Source organism: Microbacterium sp. Mcb102, from assembly GCF_024519805.1.
GTDB lineage: Bacteria > Actinomycetota > Actinomycetes > Actinomycetales > Microbacteriaceae > Microbacterium.
Genome location: NZ_JALJRG010000002.1, coordinates 506,858 through 528,916, shown reverse-complemented (window position 1 = coordinate 528,916; position 22,059 = coordinate 506,858). Strand labels below are relative to the sequence as shown.

General features: G+C 69.4%; 24 protein-coding genes. 10 read left to right on the top strand and 14 right to left on the bottom strand.

Annotation, left to right across the window (positions count from 1 at the left end; all coding sequences use genetic code 11):
* The first annotated feature begins 99 nt into the window (after positions 1–99).
* The 7 genes from OC372_RS08870 to OC372_RS08840 all read left to right on the top strand — a co-directional run bounded on the left by OC372_RS08870 (position 100) and on the right by OC372_RS08840 (position 7,394).
* Positions 100–1,050, top strand: coding sequence for a LacI family DNA-binding transcriptional regulator (locus tag OC372_RS08870; RefSeq protein WP_262001568.1), 951 nt, complete (start codon positions 100–102; stop codon positions 1,048–1,050).
* A 123-nt stretch (positions 1,051–1,173) separates the two neighbouring features.
* Complete coding sequence (locus OC372_RS08865; protein WP_262001567.1) at positions 1,174–2,337, top strand: Gfo/Idh/MocA family protein; 1,164 nt, start codon at positions 1,174–1,176, stop codon at positions 2,335–2,337.
* A gap of 7 nt (positions 2,338–2,344) precedes the next feature.
* Positions 2,345–3,517, top strand: a complete 1,173-nt coding sequence (locus tag OC372_RS08860) for a dihydrodipicolinate synthase family protein (RefSeq protein ID WP_262001566.1) — start codon at positions 2,345–2,347, stop codon at positions 3,515–3,517.
* Positions 3,514–4,380: a sugar phosphate isomerase/epimerase family protein gene (locus OC372_RS08855; protein WP_262001565.1), complete on the top strand. Its 867-nt coding sequence runs from the start codon at positions 3,514–3,516 to the stop codon at positions 4,378–4,380. The genes OC372_RS08860 and OC372_RS08855 overlap by 4 nt, the downstream gene beginning before the upstream one ends.
* Positions 4,381–4,424: 44 nt before the next feature.
* Positions 4,425–5,189 carry a sugar phosphate isomerase/epimerase family protein gene (locus tag OC372_RS08850; protein WP_262001564.1) on the top strand — a complete coding sequence of 255 codons (765 nt, stop codon included), beginning with the start codon at positions 4,425–4,427 and terminating at the stop codon, positions 5,187–5,189.
* Positions 5,190–5,217: 28 nt separating this feature from the next.
* Entirely contained in the window at positions 5,218–6,288 is a 1,071-nt protein-coding gene (locus tag OC372_RS08845) for a LacI family DNA-binding transcriptional regulator (RefSeq protein ID WP_262001563.1), read from the top strand.
* Positions 6,285–7,394 (top strand): glycerate kinase, encoded by a 1,110-nt coding sequence (locus OC372_RS08840; protein WP_262001562.1) that lies wholly within the window; start codon positions 6,285–6,287, stop codon positions 7,392–7,394. Before OC372_RS08845 ends, OC372_RS08840 begins: the two co-directional genes overlap by 4 nt.
* Before the next feature lie 31 nt (positions 7,395–7,425).
* Here the strand turns inward: OC372_RS08840 and OC372_RS08835 are convergent, their stop codons facing one another.
* The 6 genes from OC372_RS08835 to pgm form a co-directional block, all read right to left on the bottom strand.
* A complete protein-coding gene (locus tag OC372_RS08835) occupies positions 7,426–8,469 on the bottom strand; it encodes an ABC transporter permease (RefSeq protein WP_262001561.1) in 1,044 nt (347 codons plus the stop codon).
* A gap of 47 nt (positions 8,470–8,516) precedes the next feature.
* Positions 8,517–9,170: an ABC transporter ATP-binding protein gene (locus OC372_RS08830; RefSeq protein ID WP_262001560.1), complete on the bottom strand. Its 654-nt coding sequence runs from the start codon at positions 9,168–9,170 to the stop codon at positions 8,517–8,519.
* Positions 9,167–10,282, bottom strand: coding sequence for a peptidoglycan-binding protein (locus OC372_RS08825; protein WP_262001559.1), 1,116 nt, complete (start codon positions 10,280–10,282; stop codon positions 9,167–9,169). Before OC372_RS08825 ends, OC372_RS08830 begins: the two co-directional genes overlap by 4 nt.
* Positions 10,283–10,819 (bottom strand): hypothetical protein, encoded by a 537-nt coding sequence (locus OC372_RS08820; RefSeq protein ID WP_262001558.1) that lies wholly within the window; start codon positions 10,817–10,819, stop codon positions 10,283–10,285.
* A 5-nt stretch (positions 10,820–10,824) separates the two neighbouring features.
* Positions 10,825–11,163 carry a hypothetical protein gene (locus tag OC372_RS08815; protein ID WP_105711939.1) on the bottom strand — a complete coding sequence of 113 codons (339 nt, stop codon included), beginning with the start codon at positions 11,161–11,163 and terminating at the stop codon, positions 10,825–10,827.
* Positions 11,164–11,278: 115 nt separating this feature from the next.
* A complete protein-coding gene (gene pgm, locus OC372_RS08810; RefSeq protein ID WP_262001557.1) occupies positions 11,279–12,922 on the bottom strand; it encodes a phosphoglucomutase (alpha-D-glucose-1,6-bisphosphate-dependent) in 1,644 nt (547 codons plus the stop codon).
* A 78-nt stretch (positions 12,923–13,000) separates the two neighbouring features.
* Between pgm and pheA the strand changes: the two genes are divergently transcribed.
* Entirely contained in the window at positions 13,001–13,951 is a 951-nt protein-coding gene (gene pheA, locus OC372_RS08805; protein WP_029262458.1) for a prephenate dehydratase, read from the top strand.
* Between the two features lie 45 nt (positions 13,952–13,996).
* Here the strand turns inward: pheA and OC372_RS08800 are convergent, their stop codons facing one another.
* The 3 genes from OC372_RS08800 to OC372_RS08790 all read right to left on the bottom strand — a co-directional run bounded on the left by OC372_RS08800 (position 13,997) and on the right by OC372_RS08790 (position 15,883).
* Entirely contained in the window at positions 13,997–14,206 is a 210-nt protein-coding gene (locus OC372_RS08800; RefSeq protein ID WP_262001556.1) for a methyltransferase, read from the bottom strand.
* A 119-nt stretch (positions 14,207–14,325) separates the two neighbouring features.
* Positions 14,326–15,366, bottom strand: a complete 1,041-nt coding sequence (locus OC372_RS08795; protein WP_262001555.1) for an LLM class flavin-dependent oxidoreductase — start codon at positions 15,364–15,366, stop codon at positions 14,326–14,328.
* Between the two features lie 94 nt (positions 15,367–15,460).
* Complete coding sequence (locus OC372_RS08790; protein ID WP_029262455.1) at positions 15,461–15,883, bottom strand: Hsp20/alpha crystallin family protein; 423 nt, start codon at positions 15,881–15,883, stop codon at positions 15,461–15,463.
* 126 nt (positions 15,884–16,009) lie between these two features.
* Here OC372_RS08790 and OC372_RS08785 point away from each other — a divergent pair, with 126 nt between their 5' ends.
* Entirely contained in the window at positions 16,010–16,333 is a 324-nt protein-coding gene (locus OC372_RS08785) for a MerR family transcriptional regulator (protein ID WP_105711937.1), read from the top strand.
* A 39-nt stretch (positions 16,334–16,372) separates the two neighbouring features.
* Positions 16,373–18,103: a cation:proton antiporter gene (locus OC372_RS08780; protein WP_105711936.1), complete on the top strand. Its 1,731-nt coding sequence runs from the start codon at positions 16,373–16,375 to the stop codon at positions 18,101–18,103.
* A gap of 65 nt (positions 18,104–18,168) precedes the next feature.
* Here the strand turns inward: OC372_RS08780 and OC372_RS08775 are convergent, their stop codons facing one another.
* From OC372_RS08775 to OC372_RS08755, 5 genes are all read right to left on the bottom strand, one after another.
* On the bottom strand, positions 18,169–19,596 hold the full coding sequence (locus tag OC372_RS08775; protein ID WP_262001554.1) for a dicarboxylate/amino acid:cation symporter: 1,428 nt from the start codon (positions 19,594–19,596) through the stop codon (positions 18,169–18,171).
* A gap of 113 nt (positions 19,597–19,709) precedes the next feature.
* On the bottom strand, positions 19,710–19,946 hold the full coding sequence (locus tag OC372_RS08770) for a helix-turn-helix domain-containing protein (protein ID WP_262001553.1): 237 nt from the start codon (positions 19,944–19,946) through the stop codon (positions 19,710–19,712).
* Positions 19,943–20,716, bottom strand: coding sequence for a hypothetical protein (locus OC372_RS08765; RefSeq protein ID WP_262001552.1), 774 nt, complete (start codon positions 20,714–20,716; stop codon positions 19,943–19,945). The genes OC372_RS08770 and OC372_RS08765 overlap by 4 nt, the downstream gene beginning before the upstream one ends.
* Complete coding sequence (locus tag OC372_RS08760) at positions 20,716–21,363, bottom strand: hypothetical protein (protein WP_262001551.1); 648 nt, start codon at positions 21,361–21,363, stop codon at positions 20,716–20,718. Before OC372_RS08760 ends, OC372_RS08765 begins: the two co-directional genes overlap by 1 nt.
* On the bottom strand, positions 21,363–21,986 hold the full coding sequence (locus tag OC372_RS08755) for a hypothetical protein (protein WP_262001550.1): 624 nt from the start codon (positions 21,984–21,986) through the stop codon (positions 21,363–21,365). The genes OC372_RS08760 and OC372_RS08755 overlap by 1 nt, the downstream gene beginning before the upstream one ends.
* Positions 21,987–22,059: the final 73 nt, after the last annotated feature.

The following is a 22,059-nucleotide window of genomic DNA, read 5'->3' as shown; positions in this document are numbered from 1 at the left end:
TGCACCGGCGGCGAACGGAGAAAGTGCGTGGGAGACGAACGCGACCTGGTCGGGGAACCGCGCTCGGGACGGCACGCATCACCGTCGGGACGTGTATCGATGGCAATGGTCGCCGCCCGCGCCGGGGTCTCGGGCCAGACCGTGTCGCGCGTCGTCAACGGCAGCCCGCGTGTCGACCCGGACACCCGCGCCCGCGTCGAGAGCGCGATGGCCGACCTCGGGTATCGCCCGCACCGTGCCGCCCGCGCCCTGCGCACCGGACGCTCGCAGACCATCGGCCTCGTGGTCACCACCCTCGCCACGGTCGGCAACTCGCGGATGCTGCAGGCCACGGCCGAAGCGGCGGCAGAACGCGGATACGCCCTGACGCTCGTGACCGCGACCGACGGCGTCGCCGAGGCTTTCGAGCGGCTCGCCGAGCAGGAGGTCGACGGCGCGATCGTGCTCAACGAGGCCTCGGCACTCGTGCCCGCGTCGCAGCCCCCCGCGGGACTGCGCCTGGTCGTGGTCGATGCGCCGACCGACGCGGGGGTCACCTCCGTGCACAGCGACCATGCGGGCGGTGCGGCTGCGGCGACTGCTCGGCTCCTCGCCCTCGGACGCGAGACGGTGCACCACCTCGCCGGCCCCGAAGATTCCTTCGCGGCCGCCGAACGCGAACGGGGGTGGCGAGCGGCCCTCAGCACCGCCGGCATCCACCCGCCCGCCGTGGTCCGGGGTGACTGGAGCGCCGACTCGGGATACTCGGCGGGGGGAGCGCTCGCCGGAGCGTCCGCGGTCTTCTGCGCCAATGACCAGATGGCGCTCGGGCTGATGCGCGCCCTGGCCGAGTCCGGCCGCCGGGTGCCCGAGGACGTCGCGGTCATCGGCTTCGACGACGTGCCGGATGCGGCGAACTACCGTCCGCCGCTGACCACTATCCGGCAGGACTTCGCCGCCCTCGCCCACCGTGCGGTCGCAGCGCTGGTCGATGCGATCGAGGGTGCCCCGCGGTCCGAGGGCTCCGCGGTCATCCCGACCGAGCTCGTCGAGCGCGACAGCGCGGGCTGACCTCGGGCGCGAAAGCGCTTCGGTTGCGTTCGGCTCTCGTCTCGTGGCATGATCTCGGAAAGCGCTTTCCACTCACGGTCGAGAGGAAGCACCGACAGCTTCCCGCGAAAGAAACGGAACACCATGACCCAGGCGAACACCCGCGAGATCGGCATCATCATGAACGGCGTCTCCGGACGCATGGGATACCGACAGCACCTGGTGCGCTCGATCCTCGCGATCCGCGAAGAGGGCGGCATCGAGCTGCCCGACGGCTCCCGCATCACGGTCAAGCCGATCCTCGTCGGTCGCAGCGAGGCCAAGCTCGCCGAGCTCGCCGCGAAGCACGGCATCGAAGACTGGACGACCGACCTCGACGCCGCCCTCGCCGACCCCCAGTGGGAGATCTACGCCGACTTCCTGGTGACCAAGGCCCGCGCCACCGCGATCCGCAAGGCCATCGCCGCCGGCAAGGCGATCTACACCGAGAAGCCGACCGCCGAGTCGCTCGAGGAGGCGCTCGAGCTCGCCCGCCTCGCGAAGGAGGCCGGCATCAAGACCGGCGTCGTGCACGACAAGCTCTACCTGCCGGGCCTGCAGAAGCTCAAGCGCCTGATCGACTCCGGCTTCTTCGGTCGCATCCTCTCGGTGCGCGGCGAGTTCGGCTACTGGGTGTTCGAGGGCGACTGGCAGCCGGCGCAGCGCCCGAGCTGGAACTACCGCACCGAAGACGGCGGCGGCATCATCACCGACATGTTCCCGCACTGGAACTACGTGCTCGAGAACCTCTTCGGCGAGGTCAAGAGCGTCTACGCGCAGGCGGCCGTGCACATCGCCGACCGCTGGGACGAGAAGGGCGAGCACTACACCGCCACCGCCGAAGACGCCGCCTACGGCATCTTCGAGATCGAGGGCGGCGTGATCGCCGAGATCAACTCGTCGTGGACCGTGCGGGTGAACCGCGACGAGCTCGTCGAGTTCCAGGTCGACGGCACGCACGGCTCGGCCGTCGTCGGGCTGTTCGGCGCGAAGATCCAGCCCCGCAACGCCACGCCCAAGCCGGTCTGGAACCCCGACCTGGAAGACACCCGCGACTACGACGCCGACTGGCAGAAGGTGCCCACCAACGACGTGTTCCTCAACGGATTCCGTCAGCAGTGGGAGGAGTACCTGGTCTCCTACGTCGAGGGCACCGACTACCCGTTCGACCTGCTCGCCGGCGCCCGCGGCGTGCAGTTCGCCGAGGCCGGTCTGACCTCGAGTGCCGAGGGTCGCAAGATCGCCCTCGAGCCGCTGACCCTGGGCTGAGGCGCGCATGAGCACCCTCCGACTTCTCCGCGTGACCGGTGAGACCGCCGACGTCGCCCTCAACGACTCGGGCGCGTACACCCGTCCGACCGCCCCGCTGCAGAGCCGCGTCGCCTATGCCGCGGCGCACGTGGTGCCGAAGGTCCACGCCGACAACACCCCGGGGCAGCCGGCCGACATCGACTGGGACGCCACGCTCGCGTTCCGGCGCAACGTGTACTCGTGGGGACTCGGCGTCGCCGACGCCATGGACACCGCACAGCGGAACATGGGACTGGATGCCGCGGCCACCCGCGAGTTGATCTCCCGCAGCGCCGAGGTCGCCCGAGAGGAAGGCGGCTCGGTCGTGGTCGGCGTCAACACCGACCATGTCGCTGAGACGCACATCTCGATCGACCAGGTGATCGCCGCCTACCTCGAGCAGCTGCACTTCACCGAGGAGCAGGGGGCCGGCCCCGTGCTCATGGCCTCCCGCCACCTCGCCCGTGTCGCGACGGGCGCCGACGACTACCGTCGCGTCTACCGTGAGGTGCTGTCGCGCGCGACCGCTCCCGTGGTGCTGCACTGGCTCGGCACGGCGTTCGACCCCGAGCTGGCCGGATACTTCGGAGCCGACGACTGGCAGACGGCATCCGCGGTGCTGCTCGATGTGATCGAGGAGAACCCCGGCAAGGTCGCCGGCGTCAAGATGAGTCTGCTGAACGCCGAGTCCGAGATCTCGGTGCGGGAGCGACTGCACGAGGGCGTGCGCATGTTCACCGGCGACGACTTCAACTACGTGAGCCTGATCGGCGGCGACACCGTCGGCGACGGCGCGGGGCACTCGGACGCACTGCTCGGGGCGTTCGCGGCGATCACCCCGGTGGCGTCGGCGGCGATCCAGGCGCTGGATGCCGGAGACCCGGAGGCGTACCTGCGCATCCTCGGCCCGACCGAGGAGCTCAGCCGACAGGTCTTCGCCGCGCCGACCTTCTACTACAAGACCGGTGTCGCCTTCCTCGCCTGGCTGAACGGGCACCAACCGGCGTTCCAGATGGTGGGAGGCCTGCACTCCGCGCGCAGCCTGCCGCATCTGAGCCGCATCGTCGAGCTCGCCAACGCCTCGCTCGCGCTCGAGCAGCCCGACCTCGCCCGCGAACGGTGGCACGGGATGCTGCGCCTGAACGGAGTGGACGCGTGAGCGCCGTGGACCCGCGCCTGTCGATCAACCAGGCGACCATCAAGTACGCCGACCTGGCCACGGCCCTGCGGGTCACCGCCGACGCCGGCATCCAGGCGATCGGACTGTGGCGCGAGCCGGTCAACGAGGTCGGCCTCGACGTCGCGGCCCGGATGCTGTCGGACTCGGGGCTGCGCTTCACGACCCACTGCCGTGGCGGGTTCTTCACGCTGCCCGTCGGGGCCGAACGGGAGGCCGCGCTCGACGACAACCGTCGGGCGATCGAGGAGACTGCGACCCTGGCTGCCGCCGGTGCCGAGGGCTCGACCGCGGTGCTCGTGCTCGTCGCGGGTGGCCTGCCCGAGGGGTCGCGCGACCTGATCGGGGCGCGCGAGCGTGTCCGCGATGCGATCGGCGTTCTCGCTCCCGAAGCGAAGGCCGCGGGGGTCACACTCGCGATCGAGCCGCTGCATCCGATGTTCGCCTCCGATCGTGCGGTCGTCTCGACGCTCGGTCAGGCGCTCGACATCGCCGCCGATTTCGAGCCCGAGGTGGTGGGGGCGGCGGTCGACACCTTCCACATCTGGTGGGACCCGCAGGTGCTCGAGCAGATCGCCCGCGCGGGGCGTGAAGGCCGCATCGCCACCTACCAGGTGTGCGACTGGAAGACGCCCCTCCCGTCCGACGTGCTGCTCTCGCGGCATTACACCGGCGACGGGGTGATCGACTTCGGCTCGCTCACCCGTGCGGTCATCGCGACCGGGTACGACCGCGACATCGAGGTCGAGATCTTCAACGCCGACATCTGGGCGGATGCTCCTTCGAACGTCGTGCGCCGCACGGCCGACACCTTCGCCGCGGCCGTCTCCCCGCACCTCGGATGACGCCCGCCGGTCGCCGGCAGGAACGGGACTGAGAGGATGACGCCATGACCCGCACCCGCCCAGGACTGTGCTCGGTGACCTTCCGCGCGCTCGCGCCCGAGCGGATCATCGAGCTCGCAGCGGATGCCGGGCTCGAGGCGATCGAGTGGGGCGGCGATGTGCACGTGCCGTCGGGAGACGTCGTCCGAGCCGGGGAGGTCGCCCACCTCACCGCGGACGCGGGCCTCGCGGTCGCGTCGTACGGGTCGTATTTCCGCGCCGGAGCGGACGAGCCCCTGACCCCGGTGCTCGACAGCGCCGAGGCCCTCGGAGCCGATCGTGTGCGCATCTGGGCAGGCAGGATCGGCTCGGATGCCGCGACCCCCGACGACTGGAGCGCGGTGGTCGACCGACTGCAGGCCGCGGCAGCAGAGGCGGCGGGCCGCGGCATCGCCCTCGCTCTCGAGTTCCACTCCCGCACGCTCGCCGACACGGCGCCGACGACGCTGCGGCTCCTCGCCGAGGTCGGCAGCCCGGCGCTGTCGACCTACTGGCAGCCGACGGTCGGAGCCTCCGTCGACACCGTGCTGGAGGAGTACCTCGCGCTCGCCGCGCACACGCGGGCGGCCCACGTCTTCTCCTGGTGGCCACAGGACGAGCGGCTGCCCCTGCGCGCGCGGGACGCGCTGTGGACCCGGTTCTTCGCGGCGGCGGCATCGGCCGCGGCGCCCCCACGGGATGCGCTTCTCGAGTTCGTGCCCGGCGACGATCCGGCCCTGCTCGCCCGCGAGGCGGCAGCGCTGCGCGACTATCTGGAGAGGCCCGCGTGACGAATTTCCGGGAAGTAGGCTCGGAGTCATGACCAACCCCGCATCCCCCGCGGAGCGGCCGTCGTCGGAGCGCGCCTCACGTCATCCCCGCGGCCCCGCGCCCACGCTGCACGACGTGGCGCGCGAGGCCGGTGTCTCCTTGGCCACGGCCTCGCGCGCGCTCAACGGCTCGGAGCGCAAGGTGGCCGAATCGTTCCGCGAACGCGTCGAAGCCGCGGCGGCGAAACTCGGCTACACCGCCAACGTCTCCGCCCAGGCGATCGCTCGGGGCACGTCTCCCGTCATCGCCCTGCTCGTCGCCGACATCGCCGACCCCTACTTCGGGCTGATCGCATCCGGCGTCGCGCGTGGTGCCGACGAGCACGGACTGGTCGTGACCATCGCGATCACCGAACGCGATCAGGAGCGGGAAGCGCGGATCGTGCGTGCTCTGCGCGGCCAGCGTCCGCGCGGGCTGATCCTCGCGGCCTCGCGCACGCAGGAGCCCAGGGAGGTCGACACCGCGCACGAGCTCGCCGAGTTCGCCCGCCTGGGCGGCACGGTCGTCGCTTTCGGGCCGGACGGCGACGCGGATCGGCGCATCGAGATCGACAACCGTTCCGGCGCCGAGGCGCTCGGTCGGCGGATGGCCGAGCTCGGCTACCGCTCAGCGATCGTGCTCGGCACCGCCGAGGGCGTGCGCACCTCGGATGATCGTCTGGCCGGTTTCCGCGCCGGGTTCGAGGCCTCCGGGGGTGCGGTGGAGAGCGTGCGGCGGGGGGACTTCCGGCGCGAATCGGGTGCGGCGGGCATGGCGGCCGCCCTCGCCGACGGGGTGCCGGCGGGAACCCTCGTCTTCGCGATCAGCGATGTCGTCGCGATCGGTGCGATGTCCGCCATCCGCGAGGCCGGTCGCGAGATCGGCGCGGACATCGCCGTCTGCGGCTTCGACGACGTGCCCGCGAGCAGCGACGTGTCCCCGGCGTTGACGACCGTCCGCGTACCGCTGACCGAGGTGGGCTACCAGGCCTTCCGCGCGACGGTCGACGCCGATTGGGAGCAGTCGCCGCTCCCGCTCGAAGTCGTCGTGCGGGCGAGCACTCCCGCGATCCCCCGATGACCCGCGTGGTGCTGGCGCCCGACAGCTTCAAGGGCACGCTCACGGCGGCCGACGCCGCGGCGGCGCTCGCCGAGGGATGGACCGCGGTCGATCCGGCCGCGGAGTTCGTGCATCGACCGATGGCAGACGGCGGCGAGGGCACGGTCGCCGCGTTCGAGGCCGCGGTCCCCGGTGCGGTTCGGATGCCCGTGGTCGTCGACGGGCCTGCCGGAACCCGCATCGACACCTCGTGGCTGCTGCTGCCGCCGAGCGAGGATGCGCCCGCGGGAACCGCGGTGGTCGACCTCGGTTCGACCTCCGGAATCGAGCTCCTCGACGAGCTGCAGCCCTGGGATGCGGACACGACGGGCCTCGGCCAGGCCATGGCCTCAGCCCTCGATCACGGTGTCTCGTGTCTCGTGGTCGGCATCGGATCGAGCGCCTCGACCGACGGCGGCACCGGGATGCTCACCGCGCTGGGTGCGCGGTTCCTCGACGATTCCGGCGCACCCGTGGCCCGCGGTGCCCGCGGGCTCGCCCAGATCGCCACGGTCGACCTGACGGGGTTGCGAGCGGCGCCCGAGGTGCGTGTGCTGACCGACGTCACCAACCCGCTCACCGGCCCACGGGGTGCGGCCGCAGTGTTCGGCCCGCAGAAGGGGCTGCGCGCGACGGAGGACATCGCGCTCGTCGACGACGGTCTGCGCCGCCTCGCCGACCTGCTGGGCATCGACCCGGCGGGGGAGGGGTACGGCGCGGCGGGAGGCACCGGTGCCGCGCTCGTCGTGTGGGGCGGTGTGCTCGCACCCGGCGCCGCCGAGGTGGCCGAGCTCATCGGCCTCGCCGACGCGATCGCCGACGCCGACTTCGTCATCACGGGCGAAGGCTCCTACGACGGACAGTCCGGCGACGGCAAGGTGCCCTCGTTCCTCGCCGGCGTCGCCGCCGTCGCGGACACCCGCGCGCTGCTCGCCGCCGGGCGCATCACCGCGGATGCGGACACCGCGCTCTTCGCGGCATCCGTTTCTCTCACCGATCTCGCCGGCTCCTCCGAGGCCGCTCTCGCCGACCCCGCGCGCTGGCTGCGCGAGGCCGGCGCCGTGCTGGCCCGCGCCGCGGAGTCCTGAGGTCGCGCGCTCCCTGTTCTGGCGACAGAATTCACGGGATTCGGAGTTCGTTGATCGGTTCTCGACGGCTCGCCAGAATCGCCGGAGCGATGGCAGCGACGAGAGCCGTGTTCACAGCGACCACCGCCAGCGCTCCGGTGAAGGTTGCCCCTGGCCAGGGGTCGCCACTCGCGGCGAGCGCGACGAGCGAGATGCCGATTCCGATCCCGGTGCCGATGACGCAGAGCACCGCGGTTTGCATCAGGAGGAGGGTGATGATGAGCGCGCGACTCGCCCCGAGCGCCCTCCTCCGGCCGAAATCCTTTCGCCTCATCAGCACCAGGCCGTACTGCAGAACAGCGACCAGAAGGGCGGTCAGAGTGAGGAGAGCGATCACGAGGCCTCGGGAGAATCCGCGGAGTTGCGCGTCGATTAGTCCTCGCAGATCGGCCAGCGCCTCACTCGTCTGTACCTTCGTCTTCGAGGCGTCCTCGACGCCGAGCAGAGATACGACTGTCTCACTGATCGGGCCGACGAGTTCGGGTGACGTGGCGATGACGATAAGGACAGCGATTCGCTCGTCGCCATCGACGGGGTGTGGGACCAGCGCCAGAGGCTCGAATCTCCGAAGAAATTCTGGAACCTCAAGTCGCCCGCCTATGCCGAAGGCGCCGCCCGAGTCGACGATTGAGACTCCACCGACGAAGTCTGGAGTGCCGAGCTGCTCCGCTGCCTGATCCGACTCCCAAACCAGGGCGCCTGGTAACGGGGACTCATGGGGTATTCCTAGTCGCTCGAGGTCGGCGCCGTAGGCGAGGCGAACGGGAACGTGCGCCCCGCCTGGCACGCGCGAATTGGTGGCATCCACCGCAGCCGACAAGCCCGCGGCCCACTCGATCCCTTCGATCCCGTCGATCCGGTCGAGAACGTCGGCGGTGAGGCCGGAATCGGGATCGGCGCGGATCGTTATCGAGCGCGTGCCTGCGGAGTCGATGGAGTTGAGAACGTTCTGCTCGGCTCCGACGGTGCGCCCGGTGGTGAGCATGACGACGACGATCATGCCCACGACCATCAGGACCGTGATGAGGGAAGCCACCGGTTGGGAGCGGATCGCCGCTCGCGATTCGCGGAGAACAGGACCGATCACAGTGTGATCTCCCGGTCGCACGCGCTCGCGACCTCGGGGGAGTGCGTGACGATGATGACAGCGGCCCCCGCGCGGGCATGATCCTGCAGTGCCTTGACGACGACGCTTGCCGTCGTCGGGTCCAAGTTTCCCGTGGGTTCATCGGCCAAGAGAATGTCCGGCGCGTTGAGGAGAGCCCGGCAGAGAGCGATGCGCTGTGCCTGACCCCCGGACACTTGCCCGGGTTTGCGTTGCGCCGGCACATCGACACCGAACCGCGCGAGAAGCTCGTGTCCTCGCGGCTCGAGAGCGTGTCGAGGCAGTCCGCGGTACAGAGCCGTCTCAGTGACGTTGTCCAGCACGGATCGCGTGGTGTCGAGGGCGGCATCCTGAAAGACGAATCCGATCCTTTCGGCGCGCAGATGCGCGCGCTGCGCATCGCGGAACACACGGCTCGAAGTCCCATCGATCAACACTTCCCCGCTGCTCGGCTTCAGCATGAGGCCGAGCAGGTACAGCACCGTTGACTTTCCGCGGCCAGACCGGCCCGTCAGCGCCGTTGTCGAACCGGCGGGAAATTCTGCCGACCAGCCTTCGATGAGCGGATGATCGGCGTCGTACCGGAAGGTCAGGTCATCGGCGCGCAACCTCATGCCGGTCGCGGAACTCATTTCGTCGCACTCCCGGGGATCTGTACACGCAACCCCTGCCGCGCCCCGGTGATCGCCGACATCCCTTTCGCAGACGCAACGACCTTCACCGCGACCTCACGCCCGTCCTCATCGACAACAGCTGTCGATCCGTCTGCGACGGTCACCAGCGCCGCAGAGGGCACGACAAGTCCTTCGACTTCTGCGACGACGATGATCCGTGAACGGAGGGCGGTCTTGCCCGTAGGCGGTATCTCGCTGCACGCGGTTGCGCAGATGAACTCTCCGTCCGGTGCGCTCAGACGGATATCAATGGCGCCTTCGTCACCGCGCAGTTGTTCTTCGGCGGTCGCCTCCCATGTCTCTCCGCGCGGAGAGGTGATCTCGACTTTCGTTCCGGTGGGCATCATCGCCGCCTGAGCCTCGGTGACGGGGATCTGGAATGTCGGAGCGGGCGAGAGTCCGCGTACGACACTCTCGCCCCCGGTGAGCGTTGCCCCGCGATTGATCACGGCGGTGTCGAGCGTCACGCGCGCGGGTAGCGACGGCACAAAGATGACGTCACCGACGTCGACCATCCCCGACGGTTGTGCGCCAAGCGTCCTCTGCCAGCGGCTGACGGCGCCCTTGGTTCCCTCGCCGAACACCCCGTCGATGCTGCCGCCGTACTGGCCGCTGTCGCGAAGCATCTCCTGCAATTGGCGAACGTCCGCGCCCGCGCTGTCGAGACCGAGGGATCGGAACATCGGAACGGCGCCCTGAGCGACGACGACCGGACGCAGATCGACGGTGTAGAGCACCGTGCCGGAGGTGACCGCGGTGCCTGCTTCGACGGCGATATCCGTGACGATTCCCGCGGCACGGTTGGTGCCGATGGGCTGCTGCGCCCACTCAGTCATCGTGTTGAGGCTCACCGCGTACCCGACACTGCCGTGTTCCACCGCGACGAAGGAGTGTCCCGCCGAGGACAGAGGATCGTCGGCGGGACGGAGGATCGTCACGACGGCCCAAGTACTCGCGGCACCGATCACCAGCAGGGCGATGGCCGCGAGGATCATCGCACCGCGCAGGCGACCGCGAGGCCGTCCGGCGATGTCCTCGCGGTATGCCGAGTCGACAGGTGATGAAGACATCTAGTATCCCGGCCGAGGGCACTCTTCGAGAAGTGCGAAGTACTCGTCTTCGGTGACCTGGGAGTTCGAGGTCGTGTACACCTCCGCGTACGGGTCCCATGCGTTCCCATCGGCGAGTGCACCTTCCACGAAGCTCTGCTCGCTCGGTGGGCTCCCTGGATCGAGGCCCTGACCGCGGATGCACTCGGCCGTGTCCAGCTCCATGAGATAAAGCAGCCTCAACTCGGGTTCGGTGAGTGCGGGGGCGATCTTGTCGAGTCCGTTCTCCTTCGCGCACTCCGCGAGGTCTGCGTCATACGGCTCTTCCTGTCCATCGGGGACGTTGCTCAACACTCCGCCGTCGCCGGTGACGTCCGCGTCCCATCCGTGATCGACCATGCATGACGCCATGGTGCTGCCGAACTCTGGATCGATCCCCAGATCCACGCTTTCCGCAGTCGCGCGCGGCTCCGGGGCTGAGCTCGCGCATCCTCCGAGGAGTAGTGCGGGGGTTGCGATGATTGCGCTGAGTAGCACCGCTGCGGTTCGCTTCATCACCGACCTCAGTAGCTGCAGTCGTAGCCTTGATATACCCAACGGGAGGCGCTCGTGTACGCTGATCCGCTCTGCTGATCCTCGTTGGGGCTGTTCACGTAGCGGCGGGTGGCGACGGCGCCGTTGCCCCAGGTTCCGGACTTGGTTCCCGTTCGCGCCGTCCCGGTGATCTTCAGCGTCACGGTGTTCGTAGCGGAGCCTTCCACATACGCGTGCATGGGCCAGTAACAGTCGTGCGGGCCGTAGTACGTCGTCATCGCGGCGGCGGGCAGCGCGGTGAGCGCGACCAGTGCTATCGCGCTGAACGTTCCGATCAGCCCCAGTCGAATCTGCTTCTTCGTTTCCATAGTGATGGCCTCTCCCTATCGTGAGTGATGTGTAAAACATTACTGACGATACGGGTAAAGGTGAGAAAAGTATGTCCCCCTTCTGGGGGACATACCCGTTTTGGTGGCGGTTGCCTCAGCCCTCGAGCGCAGCCGAAACCACGGCGCGCGCCTCGGCCTGCACCTCGGCGAGGTGCTCCGGGCCGCGCAGGCTCTCGGCGTACAGCTTGTAGACGTCTTCGGTGCCCGACGGTCGGGCGGCGAACCAGGCGTGCTCGGTCTGCACCTTGAGCCCGCCGATGGCCGCGCCGTTGCCGGGGGCGTGGGAGAGCTTCGCCGAGATGTCCTCACCGGCGAGAGTCGTCGCCGTCACGGCCTCGGGAGCGAGCTTCGCGAGCGTCGCCTTCTGTTCGGGCGTCGCCGGTGCGTCGACGCGCTGATAGGCGGATGCCCCGAACGCCGCCTCCAGCTCGCGGTACCGCTCCGACGGCGTCTTGCCGGTGACGGCGATGATCTCGGCGGCCAGCAGGCACAGCAGGATGCCGTCCTTGTCGGTCGACCAGACGGAGCCGTCGCGACGGAGGAAGGATGCGCCGGCCGACTCCTCGCCGCCGAACGCGACCGAGCCGTCGAGCAGACCGGGCACGAACCACTTGAATCCGACGGGCACTTCCAGCAACCGCCGGCCGAGCGACTCGGCGACGCGGTCGATGATCATCGACGACACGAGCGTCTTGCCGATCGCGGCATCCCGCGGCCAGTCCTGCCGGTGCGAGAACAGGTAGTCGATCGCGACGGCCAGGTAGTGGTTCGGGTTCATCAGCCCGGCATCCGGGGTGACGATGCCGTGCCGGTCGGCATCCGCGTCGTTGCCGGTGAGGACGTCGTATGAGCCCTTCTTCGCGACCAGCGAGGCCATCGCCGAGGGCGACGACGGGTCCATCCGGATCTTCTCGTCCCAGTCGAGAGTCATGAAGCGCCAGGTCGGATCGACCTCGGGATTCACGACGGTGAGGTCGAGATCGTGCATCTCGGCGATCAGCGACCAGTACTCGACGGATGCTCCGCCCAGGGGGTCGGCGCCGATGCTGACCCCGGCGTTGCGGATCGCATCGATGTCGATGATGGAGGGCAGGTCGCGCACGTAGGCGTCGCGGAAGTCGTAGCCGTCGAGCGCGTCCCAGTCGACGTCGGCGAACCGCACCGACTTGACGCCCTCGAGCCCCGCGGCGATCAGCGCGTTCGCCCGGTCGGCGATCCAGCCGGTGGCATCGGTGTCGGCGGGTCCGCCGTGCGGCGGGTTGTACTTGAAGCCGCCGTCACGCGGAGGGTTGTGCGACGGCGTCACGACGATGCCGTCGGCGCGGCCCGGGTCGTCGGCCGCGCGGCCGCGGTTGTACGTGAGGATCGCGTGGCTGAGCGCCGGCGTCGGCACCCACGAGTCGCGCGAGTCGACGCGCACGTCCACGCCGTTGGCGAGCAGCACCTCGATCGCGCTGCGCTCGGCCGGCAGTGACAGCGCATGCGTGTCGCGACCGAGGAACAGCGGACCGGCGATGCCCTGGGTGGCCCGGTAGTCCACGATCGCCTGCGTCGTGGCGAGGATGTGGTTCTCGTTGAAGCTGTTCGACAGCGACGACCCACGGTGGCCGCTGGTGCCGAACACGACCCGCTCGGCGGCGACGTCGGGGTTCGGTGCGCGGTCGTAGTAGGCGGCGATCAGCTCGTCGACGTCGATCAGGTCACTTTCCTCCGCGGGGAGGCCGGCACGGCTGGTCATCTCTTCAGTCTGCCCCCTGATCGGCAGGATCGCATCCGCGAAGTCATCCGCATATCGGTCTGTCAGCTGGGGGATAAGGTGAAACCCGTGACTGAACGCCGTACCTACAGCTATCTGGGCCCTGCGGGAACCTTCACGGAGGCGGCGCTGGAACAGGTGGCCGAAGCCCGAGGTCAGCAGTGGCGCTCCGTGCACAACGTGGGCGAAGCTCTGGCCGACGTGCTCGAGGGCCGCAGCGACGCCGCGATGATCGCGATCGAGAACTCGATCGAGGGCGGCGTCTCCACCACGCAGGACGCCCTCGCGACGCTCCCCGGCCTCCGCATCATCGGCGAATACCTGGTGCGGGTGAACTTCGTGCTCGTCGCGCCGCGGGGGACCACGCTCGACCAGGTCGAGGTGATCGCGGCGCATCCGGTCGCGTACGCCCAGTGCCACGGCTGGCTCGGCGCCCATCTCCCCTCGCACTCGCACGTGCCCGCATCGAGCAACGTCGCATCCGCGATCGGCGTCCTCGACGGCACGCTGCCCGCGCAGGCGGCCATCGCGGCACCCGGCATCGTCAACCACTACGACGTCGACGTGCTCGCGGAGGGCATCGGCGACAACGCCCAGGCCGTGACTCGCTTCGTCCTCGTCACCCGCACGACCCGTTCGCCCGAGCCGACCGGGGCGGACAAGACCTCGCTCATCGTCGAACTCCCGCACGACCACCCCGGCTCGCTCCTCGAGATGCTCGAACAGTTCTCGACCCGCGGCATCAACCTGTCGCTCATCGAGTCGCGGCCCATCGGCGACGAGCTCGGTCGCTACCGGTTCGTCATCGACGCCGACGGTCACATCGAGCACGAGCGCATGGCCGACGCGCTGCTCGGCATCCGGCGATTCAGCCCTCGGGTCGTGTTCCTCGGCTCGTATCCGCGCGCCGACCGGCAGATCGTGCACTACCCCGAGCGCTACTCCGACGACATCTTCATCGAGGCGCGCGACTGGTTGCGCGGCATCCTCTCCGGCGAGCCCGACGTCTGACGTCACCCGCCCGACCGCCCAGCACGGTCAGGCGGATGCCGTGGTTCAGTGCTCCTGGAAGCGGGGCCAGTCGCTGCCCGGAGCCATATGGGAATGCAGGGAGCCCTTCGCTGAAGCGAGGTTCGGGTACGTCCCGGTCGCCTCGTCGGAGCCGACCATCGTCACCGTGTAACCGGCGTCATCGTGGCGGATGCTGCCGACGACGCCGTTGCGGCCATAGGCGACCCAGAGGGCGAGAGTCTTGGTGGTGCTCATCATCGAACTCCTTCTGCTGCTGCCGACAGTGCGATCGCCGAAGGGGCTGCGCCCCTGTCGACGGCACTGTGCGTGACGCTACGCCTGTACCGGCGGGAAAGCCAGGGCTTGACAGGAGCTCAGCGCGCGGCGGCGATGAGCTCGAGCGTCTGTGCGCGACCGGTCGGTGCGTCGTTCGGTTCGGCATCGTAGGCGCCGGCGACCGGCGACAGCATGACCTCGTCGACACCGTATCGTTCGGCGAAGGCGCTGATCTCCGCGGCCACGCTCTCGCCCGTGCCGACGAACCACCGCGAGCGGGCGGCCTGTACGACCTCGTCGGTCGCAGCGTCGGTCTCGGCCGCGGCCGCCTGCTCGACGGTCTCGAGAGCGGCGAGCGGCTGATTCAGGCGCAGTCGCGCCATCATGCGCAACTGCGGGAGGGCGCGCGCCTCCGCCTCCTCCTGCGTGGGTGCGGCGACCGCGTTGACCGTGAGGAAGGTGCGCGGCTCCGGGTGCTCCTCGCTCGGACGGTAGCCGGTGCGATACAGGTCGAGCGCGCGCTCGAGGCCCTGACCCGAGAAGTGGTTCGCGAAGACGTAGGGCAGGCCGTGCGAGGCGGCCAGCTGTGCCGAGTAGTCGCTCGATCCGAGCAGCCACACCTCGGGGGTGCCGGTCGCGGCGGGTGTCGCGCGCACGGTGTACTCGCCGCCCGAGGTGAACCGCAGCGCAGCGCCCTCGGCCGAGAGCAGCGCCGCGATGTCCTGCACGTGGCGGGGGAACTGCTCGACGTCGCTCGTGGTGCCCGAGCCGCGCAGCAGCTGCGTGATGACGGGGTCACTGCCGGGGGCGCGGCCGAGACCCAGGTCGATGCGTCCGGGGGCGATGGCCTCGAGCGCCGCGAACTGCTCGGCGACGATGAGCGGGGCGTGGTTGGGCAGCATCACACCGCCGGAGCCCAGGCGCATGCGGGAGGTGCGGGTGGCGGCCGCCGCGATCAGCACCGGGGGAGTGGTGGAGGCCACCGACGGCATGTTGTGGTGCTCGGCGAACCAGTACCGGCGGTAGCCGAGCCGATCGGCGGTCTCGGCGAGGGACAGGGAGGCGGCGATGGCCTCGGCACTGGTCTGGCCGGTGCGCACCGGGACGAGGTCGAGGACGGAGAGGGCGACGTGATTCATCCCGAGGGACAACCCGCCGCCGCTCTCCGGCATTCCCCGATCAGGCTGCGACCGGCGTGGCGGGGGTGGCGCGCGCGGCGCCACCCCCGGTAGGTCAGGCGTCGATGGCCTGGCGCTGCTCGGTCGACTCCACGGTGATCTTGCGCGGCTTGGCGCGTTCGCTCACGGGGATGATCACCGAGAGCACGCCGCTGTCGTACGAGGCGCTGATGCCGTCGAGGTCGACGCCCTCGCCGAGCGAGAACTGCCGCAGGAACGAGCCGGCACCGCGCTCGCGGGCGAGCCAGCGCACTCCTTCTCGACTGTCGGCCGTGCGCTGCGCCCGGAGGGTCAGCTGGCCGCCGTCGAGGTCGACGTCGATCGATCCGGGATCGACTCCCGGCAGGTCGGCGTGCAGGATGTACCGGTCGCCGTCGCGGTACAGATCCACCGGCATCAGCCGGGGTGCGCGAACGGAGTCCAGCACGCTCGCGGCGAAGCGATCGAGCTGACTGAAGGGATCGAAGGTGAGTGCCATGGGGTGTCTCCTTTCGTGCGGCCCAGTTGGGCGGTGATTCGATGCAGGTTATCTGCATCTCGTGCTATAGATTTTTTATAGAACAACTTCGGAGAACTCGCAACCCGAGCTGAGGGACTTTTCAGGATGACGCACCGCGACTCACGCACACCGCTCTACGGCATTGCCGTGGCAGCTCAGCTCGTCGACCTTCCCGAGGCGACGCTCCGGTTGTTCGAAAGCAAGGGTCTGCTCCTGCCGGCGCGCAGCAAGGGCGGCACCCGGCGCTACAGCGACGACGACATCGACCGGCTTCGGCGCGCGGCGCAGCTGCGAGACGACGGCCTCAACATCGTCGGGATCGCCCGGGTGCTCGAGTTGCAGGACGAGAACGCCGACCTGCGCGAATCCCTCGCCGACGATTCCGCGTCCGCCTCTGATCGGGAAAGGCCCACCTCCCGCCGCTCCTGAGCGCCGGGAAGCCATGCAGGGCGGCGATACGCTTCCCTCATGGAAGCAGGCATCTTCTACGTCCTCGTCGGCTCGGTCGCGGTGGCGGCGTTCGCGCGCTCACGAGGGTGGCCGGCGCCGCTGCTGGTGACGGTCGTGGCGCTCGCCGTCTCGTTCCTCCCGTTCGTCCCCGACATCGACATCGACGGGCACCTGCTCCTCAGCCTGGTGCTGCCGCCGCTGCTGTACTCGGCCGCGCTCGACGTCTCGTTCGTCGGGTTCAAGCGCAGCCTGCCGCAGATCCGCAGGCTCGGGATCTGGCTCGTGCTGATCACCGCCCTCGCTGTCGGATTCGTGGCCTGGTGGATCTTCCCCGCGCTCACCCTCCCCGGCGCGCTGCTGCTCGGTGCGATCGTCGCCCCGCCCGATGCGGTGTCCGCCGCGGCGATCGGTCGCCGACTCGGTCTGCCCCGCCGGATCATGACCGTCCTCTCCGGCGAGAGCCTCATCAACGACGCCACCTCGCTCACGCTGTACCGGGTGTTCGCGGCGATCCTCGCCGGCGCCACGGTCTCGGTCTGGGGTGGGATCGGGCAGTTCCTGCTGGCCGTCGCGATCGGGGTCGGCATCGGCCTCGTGTTCGGGATCGTCCTGCACCAGCTGCGGATGCGCATCAGCGATGCGGTCGTGATCGGCACGTTCGGGCTCCTCGCTCCGTTCGGCGCCTATGCGATCGCCGAGCATCTGCTGGGCTCCGGGGTTCTCGCCGTCGTCGCGATGGGCCTCTACGTCGGGTACAACTCCCCGCGCACCGACTACACGACCCGTCAGCAGGAGAAGCCGCTCTGGCTCTCGGCCGACCTGCTGCTGGAGAGCTTCGTGTTCGCCTACATCGGGCTGCAGTTCCCGCGCGTGCTCCGCGATCTCGGCAGCGAGTCGGTCGGACACATCCTCCTGCTCTCCGGTGCCGTGCTGCTGGTCGTCCTGGTCGTGCGGCCGCTCTACATCTACCCGACGAGTGCCTGGGCGAACTTCCAGGACCGCCGGAAGCTCGAACGGTGGGACCGGGGTGTGCAGAGCGGCGAGTTCGAGAAGCGGCACCGCAAGTCCCGGCGCTGGGGGGACTACACGGCCGACGAGCTTCGCAGCCAGATCGTGCGCGACCGGATGGCGGGGCTCAAGCTCACTTGGAAGGACAGCGCCGTCATCTCCTGGGCGGGCATGCGCGGCGTGGTCACCCTCGCGATCGCGGTGGCCGCCGCCGACCTCGCGACGCTCGACGCCGAAGCCTCGCACGCCATCGTCGTGGTCGCCTTCATCGTCACCGTCGGCACGCTACTGCTGCAGGGGCTCACGCTGCCGCTGCTCATCCGGAGCCTCGGGATCGCCAGCGACGCCGATGAGAAGGAAGACGAAGCGGCGCTCGCCGAAGTGCGGGCGAAGAGCCGCGAGGCCGGGAAGAAGTTCCTCGCCGAGAGGCGCGTCGAGTGGGAGGCGAAGTACGGCGAGGTCGACCTCGGTGTGTTCGACGCGTTCACGAAGCGCATGACGCGGGTCGAGAAGGACACCGACGAGGCGCAGAAGGTGGAGGATGCCGCGAGCCGCCCGTCCTACGAAGACCTCGTCGCCCTGTCCCGGGGATGGCTGCAGGTGCGGCGCGAGATCCTCCTCGCCGAGCGCGACGCGGGCAACCTCGACGAAGAGGTCATGCGCGAGCTGATCGCCGCGATGGATGCTGAGGAGCTCGCGCTCGACACCCGCGGCGCGACCCGTCAGCAGAGCCGGGCCTGACCTGAAACGCCAGAGCGCCCCGTCCCGAGAAGGGGCGGGGCGCTCTGTGCGAGGCGGGAATGGGGTCAGCGGGTGCCGACCGGCTCCTTGTCCGTGGCGGCATCCGCCTCAGGAGCATCCTCGTCGTCGCCGGAGTCGTCGGCGAAGGGCAGGCCCTCGCGCGGCGCGTTGTAGAGCTCCTCGTTCAGGATGCCCTCGCGCTTGGCGACGATGGTCGGGATCAGTGCCTGGCCCGCGACGTTGACCGCGGTGCGGCCCATGTCGAGGATCGGGTCGATGGCGAGCAGCAGCCCGACGCCCTCGAGCGGCAGGCCCAGGGTCGACAGCGTCAGCGTGAGCATGACGACCGCGCCAGTGGTGCCGGCGGTGGCCGCCGAGCCGACGACCGAGACGATCACGATCAGCAGGTACTGCACGAAGTTCAGCTCGATGCCGAAGAACTGGGCGACGAAGATCGCGGCGATGGCCGGGTAGATCGCGGCGCAGCCGTCCATCTTGGTGGTCGCGCCCAGCGGCACGGCGAACGACGCGTAGGAGCGCGGGACGCCGAGGTTGCGCTCGGTGACGCGCTCGGTGAGGGGCAGCGTGCCGATCGAGGAGCGGCTGACGAAGGCCAGCTGCACGGCGGGCCAGACGCCCGAGAAGTACTGCTTGATCGACAGGCCGTGCGTGCGCACCAGGATCGGGTACACGACGAACAGCACGAGCGCGAGGCCGATGTAGACGGCGGCGGCGAACCAGCCGAGCGAGGCGAGCTTCTCCCAGCCGTACTTGATCACGGCCGAGCCGATGAGACCGAAGGTGCCGAGCGGGGCGATGCGGATGATCCACCACAGCACGCGCTGGATGACCTTCAGCAGCGACTCGGTGAAGATGAGGAAGGGCTCGGCCTTCTTACCGGCCTTGAGTGCCGCGATTCCGATGACGGCCGCGACCACGATGACCTGGAGGATGTTGAAGCCCACGCTCGACGAGAACGTGCCGTCGGCTGCGCCGGGCGAGGTGTTGACCGTCAGGCCGAGGAAGTTCTGCGGGATCAGGCCCAGCAGGAAGTTCCACCAGGTGCCCACGGTGTACGGCTCCCCGGTCTCGAGACCCTCTCCGGCGCGGTTGCCCGGCTGGATCACGAGCCCCAGCACGATGCCGATGATGACCGCGATGAAGGCGGTGATCGCGAACCACAGGATCGTCTGGCCGGCCAGGCGTGCGGCGTTCTGCACGCGACGCAGGTTCGAGATGCTGGCGACGATGGCCGTGAAGATCAGCGGGACGACAGCGGCGCGCAGCAGCGTCACATACGAGTTGCCGATGGTGTCGAGGGTGGCCGACAGACCGTTGGGGTTCTCCGCCGTGGCTCCGAGCTGGCGGCCGATCAGACCGGCGGCGATGCCGAGGACGAGGGCTGCGAGGATCTGGAAGCCGAACGAGGTCAGCAGCTTCCGGACCGGCCCGCGGGTGTCAGGCGCCTTCTGGGCGCGTGCGGTGGTGCTCATGAGGGTGGGGACTCCAGGATCACGGCGCGCCGAGTGCGCGCCCTGAGGCCCAACGCTATGACCGCCTGGGAATTCCCTGGGCGGATGTGACGAACGATGACGCGGGTGTCGCGTCAGCGCGGAGCCAGCACCAGCAGCTCACCCACCTCGCAGTCGAGCGCCTCGCAGATCGCGCGCAGCGTGGAGTACCGGATGGCGCGGGCGCGGTCGTTCTTCAGCACCGACAGGTTCACGATGCTCACCCCCACCGTGGCGCTGAGTTCGGTCAGGGTCATCCCGCGCTCGGCGAGCAGCTCGTCGAGCCGGCAGTGGATGCCGGTGAACTCGTCGTCGCTCTCGGCCGGGGTCACACCAGTCCCTCCGTGTCCTTCTGCAGGCGCTCGGTCTCCTGCTGCAGGCGAGCCCTGTCCTGCTCTAGACGCATGCCCTGGCGGAAGACGGCGGCGAGGGCGACGAGCGCGAGCGCGGCTCCGAACGGGAGCGGGGTGACGGTGAGCTGGTAGGCCGAGGGGTACCACTCGCTGTCGGGCGGGAACACCTCGCGCAGCCCGGCGGTCGCAGCGATCCCGCCCAGCAGGTCGGCGGCGACGCCGAACACGAGGACGGCGATCGCGCCGCCCACGAGAGCCCGCGTGACCGTGCGCGAGAACACGCGTCCGCGCAGCGTATGGAAGCAGATGACCGCGAGGATCACGGCGGGCATGGTCGTCAGGGCGAGGGTGCTCAGCTGGGCCGCTGCCGCGAGGAGGCGAAGCCCGAGGGAGGCGTTCCCGACCGTGAAATCCGCGAGCGACGACCCGCCGCAGGTGAGCATGGTCGTCGCGCTGTCGCCGAATTCGGAGCACGGAAGGTCCGCCGGCCATGCCACCCAGACGTTCGTCTCGCCGTGGAGCTCGGCCCAGTCGACGGTGAACGCTTTCGCGATGACGATCACTGCGCCCACGGCCGAGAGCAGGATCCACCACGCGGAGAGGGTGAGGGCGGCATCGAGGGCGACGGTGCGGCTCCCACGGCGGCGACTGTTCCATACGACGACCGCCACGATCAGGGCGATCACCGCGAGCCCGATCCCGATGTAGAGCAGGGACTGTCCGAGTTCGTCAGATCCGAAGGTGAGCATCAGACGAGTCCCTCCGTCTCCTTCTCGAGCGCCGCCTTCTCGTGCTGCAGGCGGATGCCGCGGCGGAATGCGACGGCGACCAGTCCGACGGTCACCCCGGTGGCGAAGAACGGCGCGATCGTCCAGAACTCGACCAGATGTACGGGCTCACCGTCGCCGAGACCGAGAGCGCTCGTCACGCCGTTGCGCCCCATCGTCTCCAGCATCACGATCAGGATCGGCGCTCCCACGAGCGTCCAGCCGATGATGTTGAATGCCCAGACGTTCGCGCGGACGAAGAACCGGCCGCGCAGGAAGTTCCAGGCGACCAGGGTCACGCTCGCGATGACGAGGAGCGCCGCGAGAGCCCACAGCGCGATGGCGGCGACGATCGCGACGATCGACACCGTGTCCACGCCGCTCGCGATGATCATCGCCTCGTCGGCGAACCCTTCGATCGAGATGGCGCCCGAGTCGGTCGTCGCCGAGATCGGCTGCTGGTCGATCAGGATCGTCCAGGCGATTCCGGTCTCGCGGAACGTGCGCGCGATGCGCAGGATCGTGGCGAACGCGACCGTGACCAGCGCCGCGGCGGCGTAGAGGATCACGGTGATGGCATCCGCCGTCTCGGATCGGGTGGCTCTGGTGGTCGTGTTCGTCGTGGTCATCAGACGAGTCCTTCCGTGTCGCGCTGCAGTCTTCGGCCGATCTCGAACAGACCGGCGACGAGGGCGAGGGCGAACGCCCAGCCCACGGGTGCGAGGTCGAACTGCACGAGGAGCGTCCACAGCACGTCCTCGACCTGCGGATCGGTGGCGGCGAGGTCCTGCACGATCATGGCCCGGCCGACGCCGCCGGCGAACTGTCCGAACAACGAGCCGGCGATCATCAGGATGGCGGCGACCGCGAACATCCAGCCGAGCGATGCGCGGAAGGGCCGCGAGCGGATGAGGGAGACGCCGAGCCACCAGACGCCGGCGCACAGCGCCACGGTCGCGAGGGCCGGGAGCAGCGTCTCGAGGAGCAGCATCCAGCGGGCCCCCGAAGGCATCGCCGGAACCGTGACGAGCGCGGTGTCGACCGTCGCCGCGCTCACGCCGGAGACTCCGTCCAGCGCGGTCAGGTCGACGTCGTGCACGGGCATCGACACGGTCGGCGCGGTGCCGAAGATCTCGGATGCGGCCGAGGTCACGGCGACGATCGCGCCGATCCCGACGCTGACGGCGCCGGTGGCGATGAGTCCGAGGGCGATCCCGTCGACGAGTGAGGGGCGTCCTTCTCTGGTGCGCATCGCTGCCTCCTTGAGTTCGGTTGTTATCGACTGTCGTTAACATAACGACTGTCGATAACACGGTCAAGCCCCG

Excerpts from the sequence above, each read along its gene's own strand:
- OC372_RS08870 (WP_262001568.1), top strand. The coding sequence starts at position 100 with ATGGCAATGGTCGCCGCCCGCGCCGGGGTCTCGGGCCAGACCGTGTCG.
- OC372_RS08865 (WP_262001567.1), top strand. The coding sequence starts at position 1,174 with ATGACCCAGGCGAACACCCGCGAGATCGGCATCATCATGAACGGCGTC.
- OC372_RS08860 (WP_262001566.1), top strand. The coding sequence starts at position 2,345 with ATGAGCACCCTCCGACTTCTCCGCGTGACCGGTGAGACCGCCGACGTC.
- OC372_RS08850 (WP_262001564.1), top strand. The coding sequence starts at position 4,425 with ATGACCCGCACCCGCCCAGGACTGTGCTCGGTGACCTTCCGCGCGCTC.
- OC372_RS08845 (WP_262001563.1), top strand. The coding sequence starts at position 5,218 with ATGACCAACCCCGCATCCCCCGCGGAGCGGCCGTCGTCGGAGCGCGCC.
- OC372_RS08840 (WP_262001562.1), top strand. The coding sequence starts at position 6,285 with ATGACCCGCGTGGTGCTGGCGCCCGACAGCTTCAAGGGCACGCTCACG.
- OC372_RS08830 (WP_262001560.1), bottom strand. The coding sequence starts at position 9,170 with ATGAGTTCCGCGACCGGCATGAGGTTGCGCGCCGATGACCTGACCTTC.
- OC372_RS08825 (WP_262001559.1), bottom strand. The coding sequence starts at position 10,282 with ATGTCTTCATCACCTGTCGACTCGGCATACCGCGAGGACATCGCCGGA.
- OC372_RS08815 (WP_105711939.1), bottom strand. The coding sequence starts at position 11,163 with ATGGAAACGAAGAAGCAGATTCGACTGGGGCTGATCGGAACGTTCAGC.
- pgm (WP_262001557.1), bottom strand. The coding sequence starts at position 12,922 with ATGACCAGCCGTGCCGGCCTCCCCGCGGAGGAAAGTGACCTGATCGAC.
- OC372_RS08800 (WP_262001556.1), bottom strand. The coding sequence starts at position 14,206 with ATGAGCACCACCAAGACTCTCGCCCTCTGGGTCGCCTATGGCCGCAAC.
- OC372_RS08795 (WP_262001555.1), bottom strand. The coding sequence starts at position 15,366 with ATGAATCACGTCGCCCTCTCCGTCCTCGACCTCGTCCCGGTGCGCACC.
- OC372_RS08790 (WP_029262455.1), bottom strand. The coding sequence starts at position 15,883 with ATGGCACTCACCTTCGATCCCTTCAGTCAGCTCGATCGCTTCGCCGCG.
- OC372_RS08785 (WP_105711937.1), top strand. The coding sequence starts at position 16,010 with ATGACGCACCGCGACTCACGCACACCGCTCTACGGCATTGCCGTGGCA.
- OC372_RS08780 (WP_105711936.1), top strand. The coding sequence starts at position 16,373 with ATGGAAGCAGGCATCTTCTACGTCCTCGTCGGCTCGGTCGCGGTGGCG.
- OC372_RS08775 (WP_262001554.1), bottom strand. The coding sequence starts at position 19,596 with ATGAGCACCACCGCACGCGCCCAGAAGGCGCCTGACACCCGCGGGCCG.
- OC372_RS08765 (WP_262001552.1), bottom strand. The coding sequence starts at position 20,716 with ATGCTCACCTTCGGATCTGACGAACTCGGACAGTCCCTGCTCTACATC.
- OC372_RS08760 (WP_262001551.1), bottom strand. The coding sequence starts at position 21,363 with ATGACCACGACGAACACGACCACCAGAGCCACCCGATCCGAGACGGCG.
- OC372_RS08755 (WP_262001550.1), bottom strand. The coding sequence starts at position 21,986 with ATGCGCACCAGAGAAGGACGCCCCTCACTCGTCGACGGGATCGCCCTC.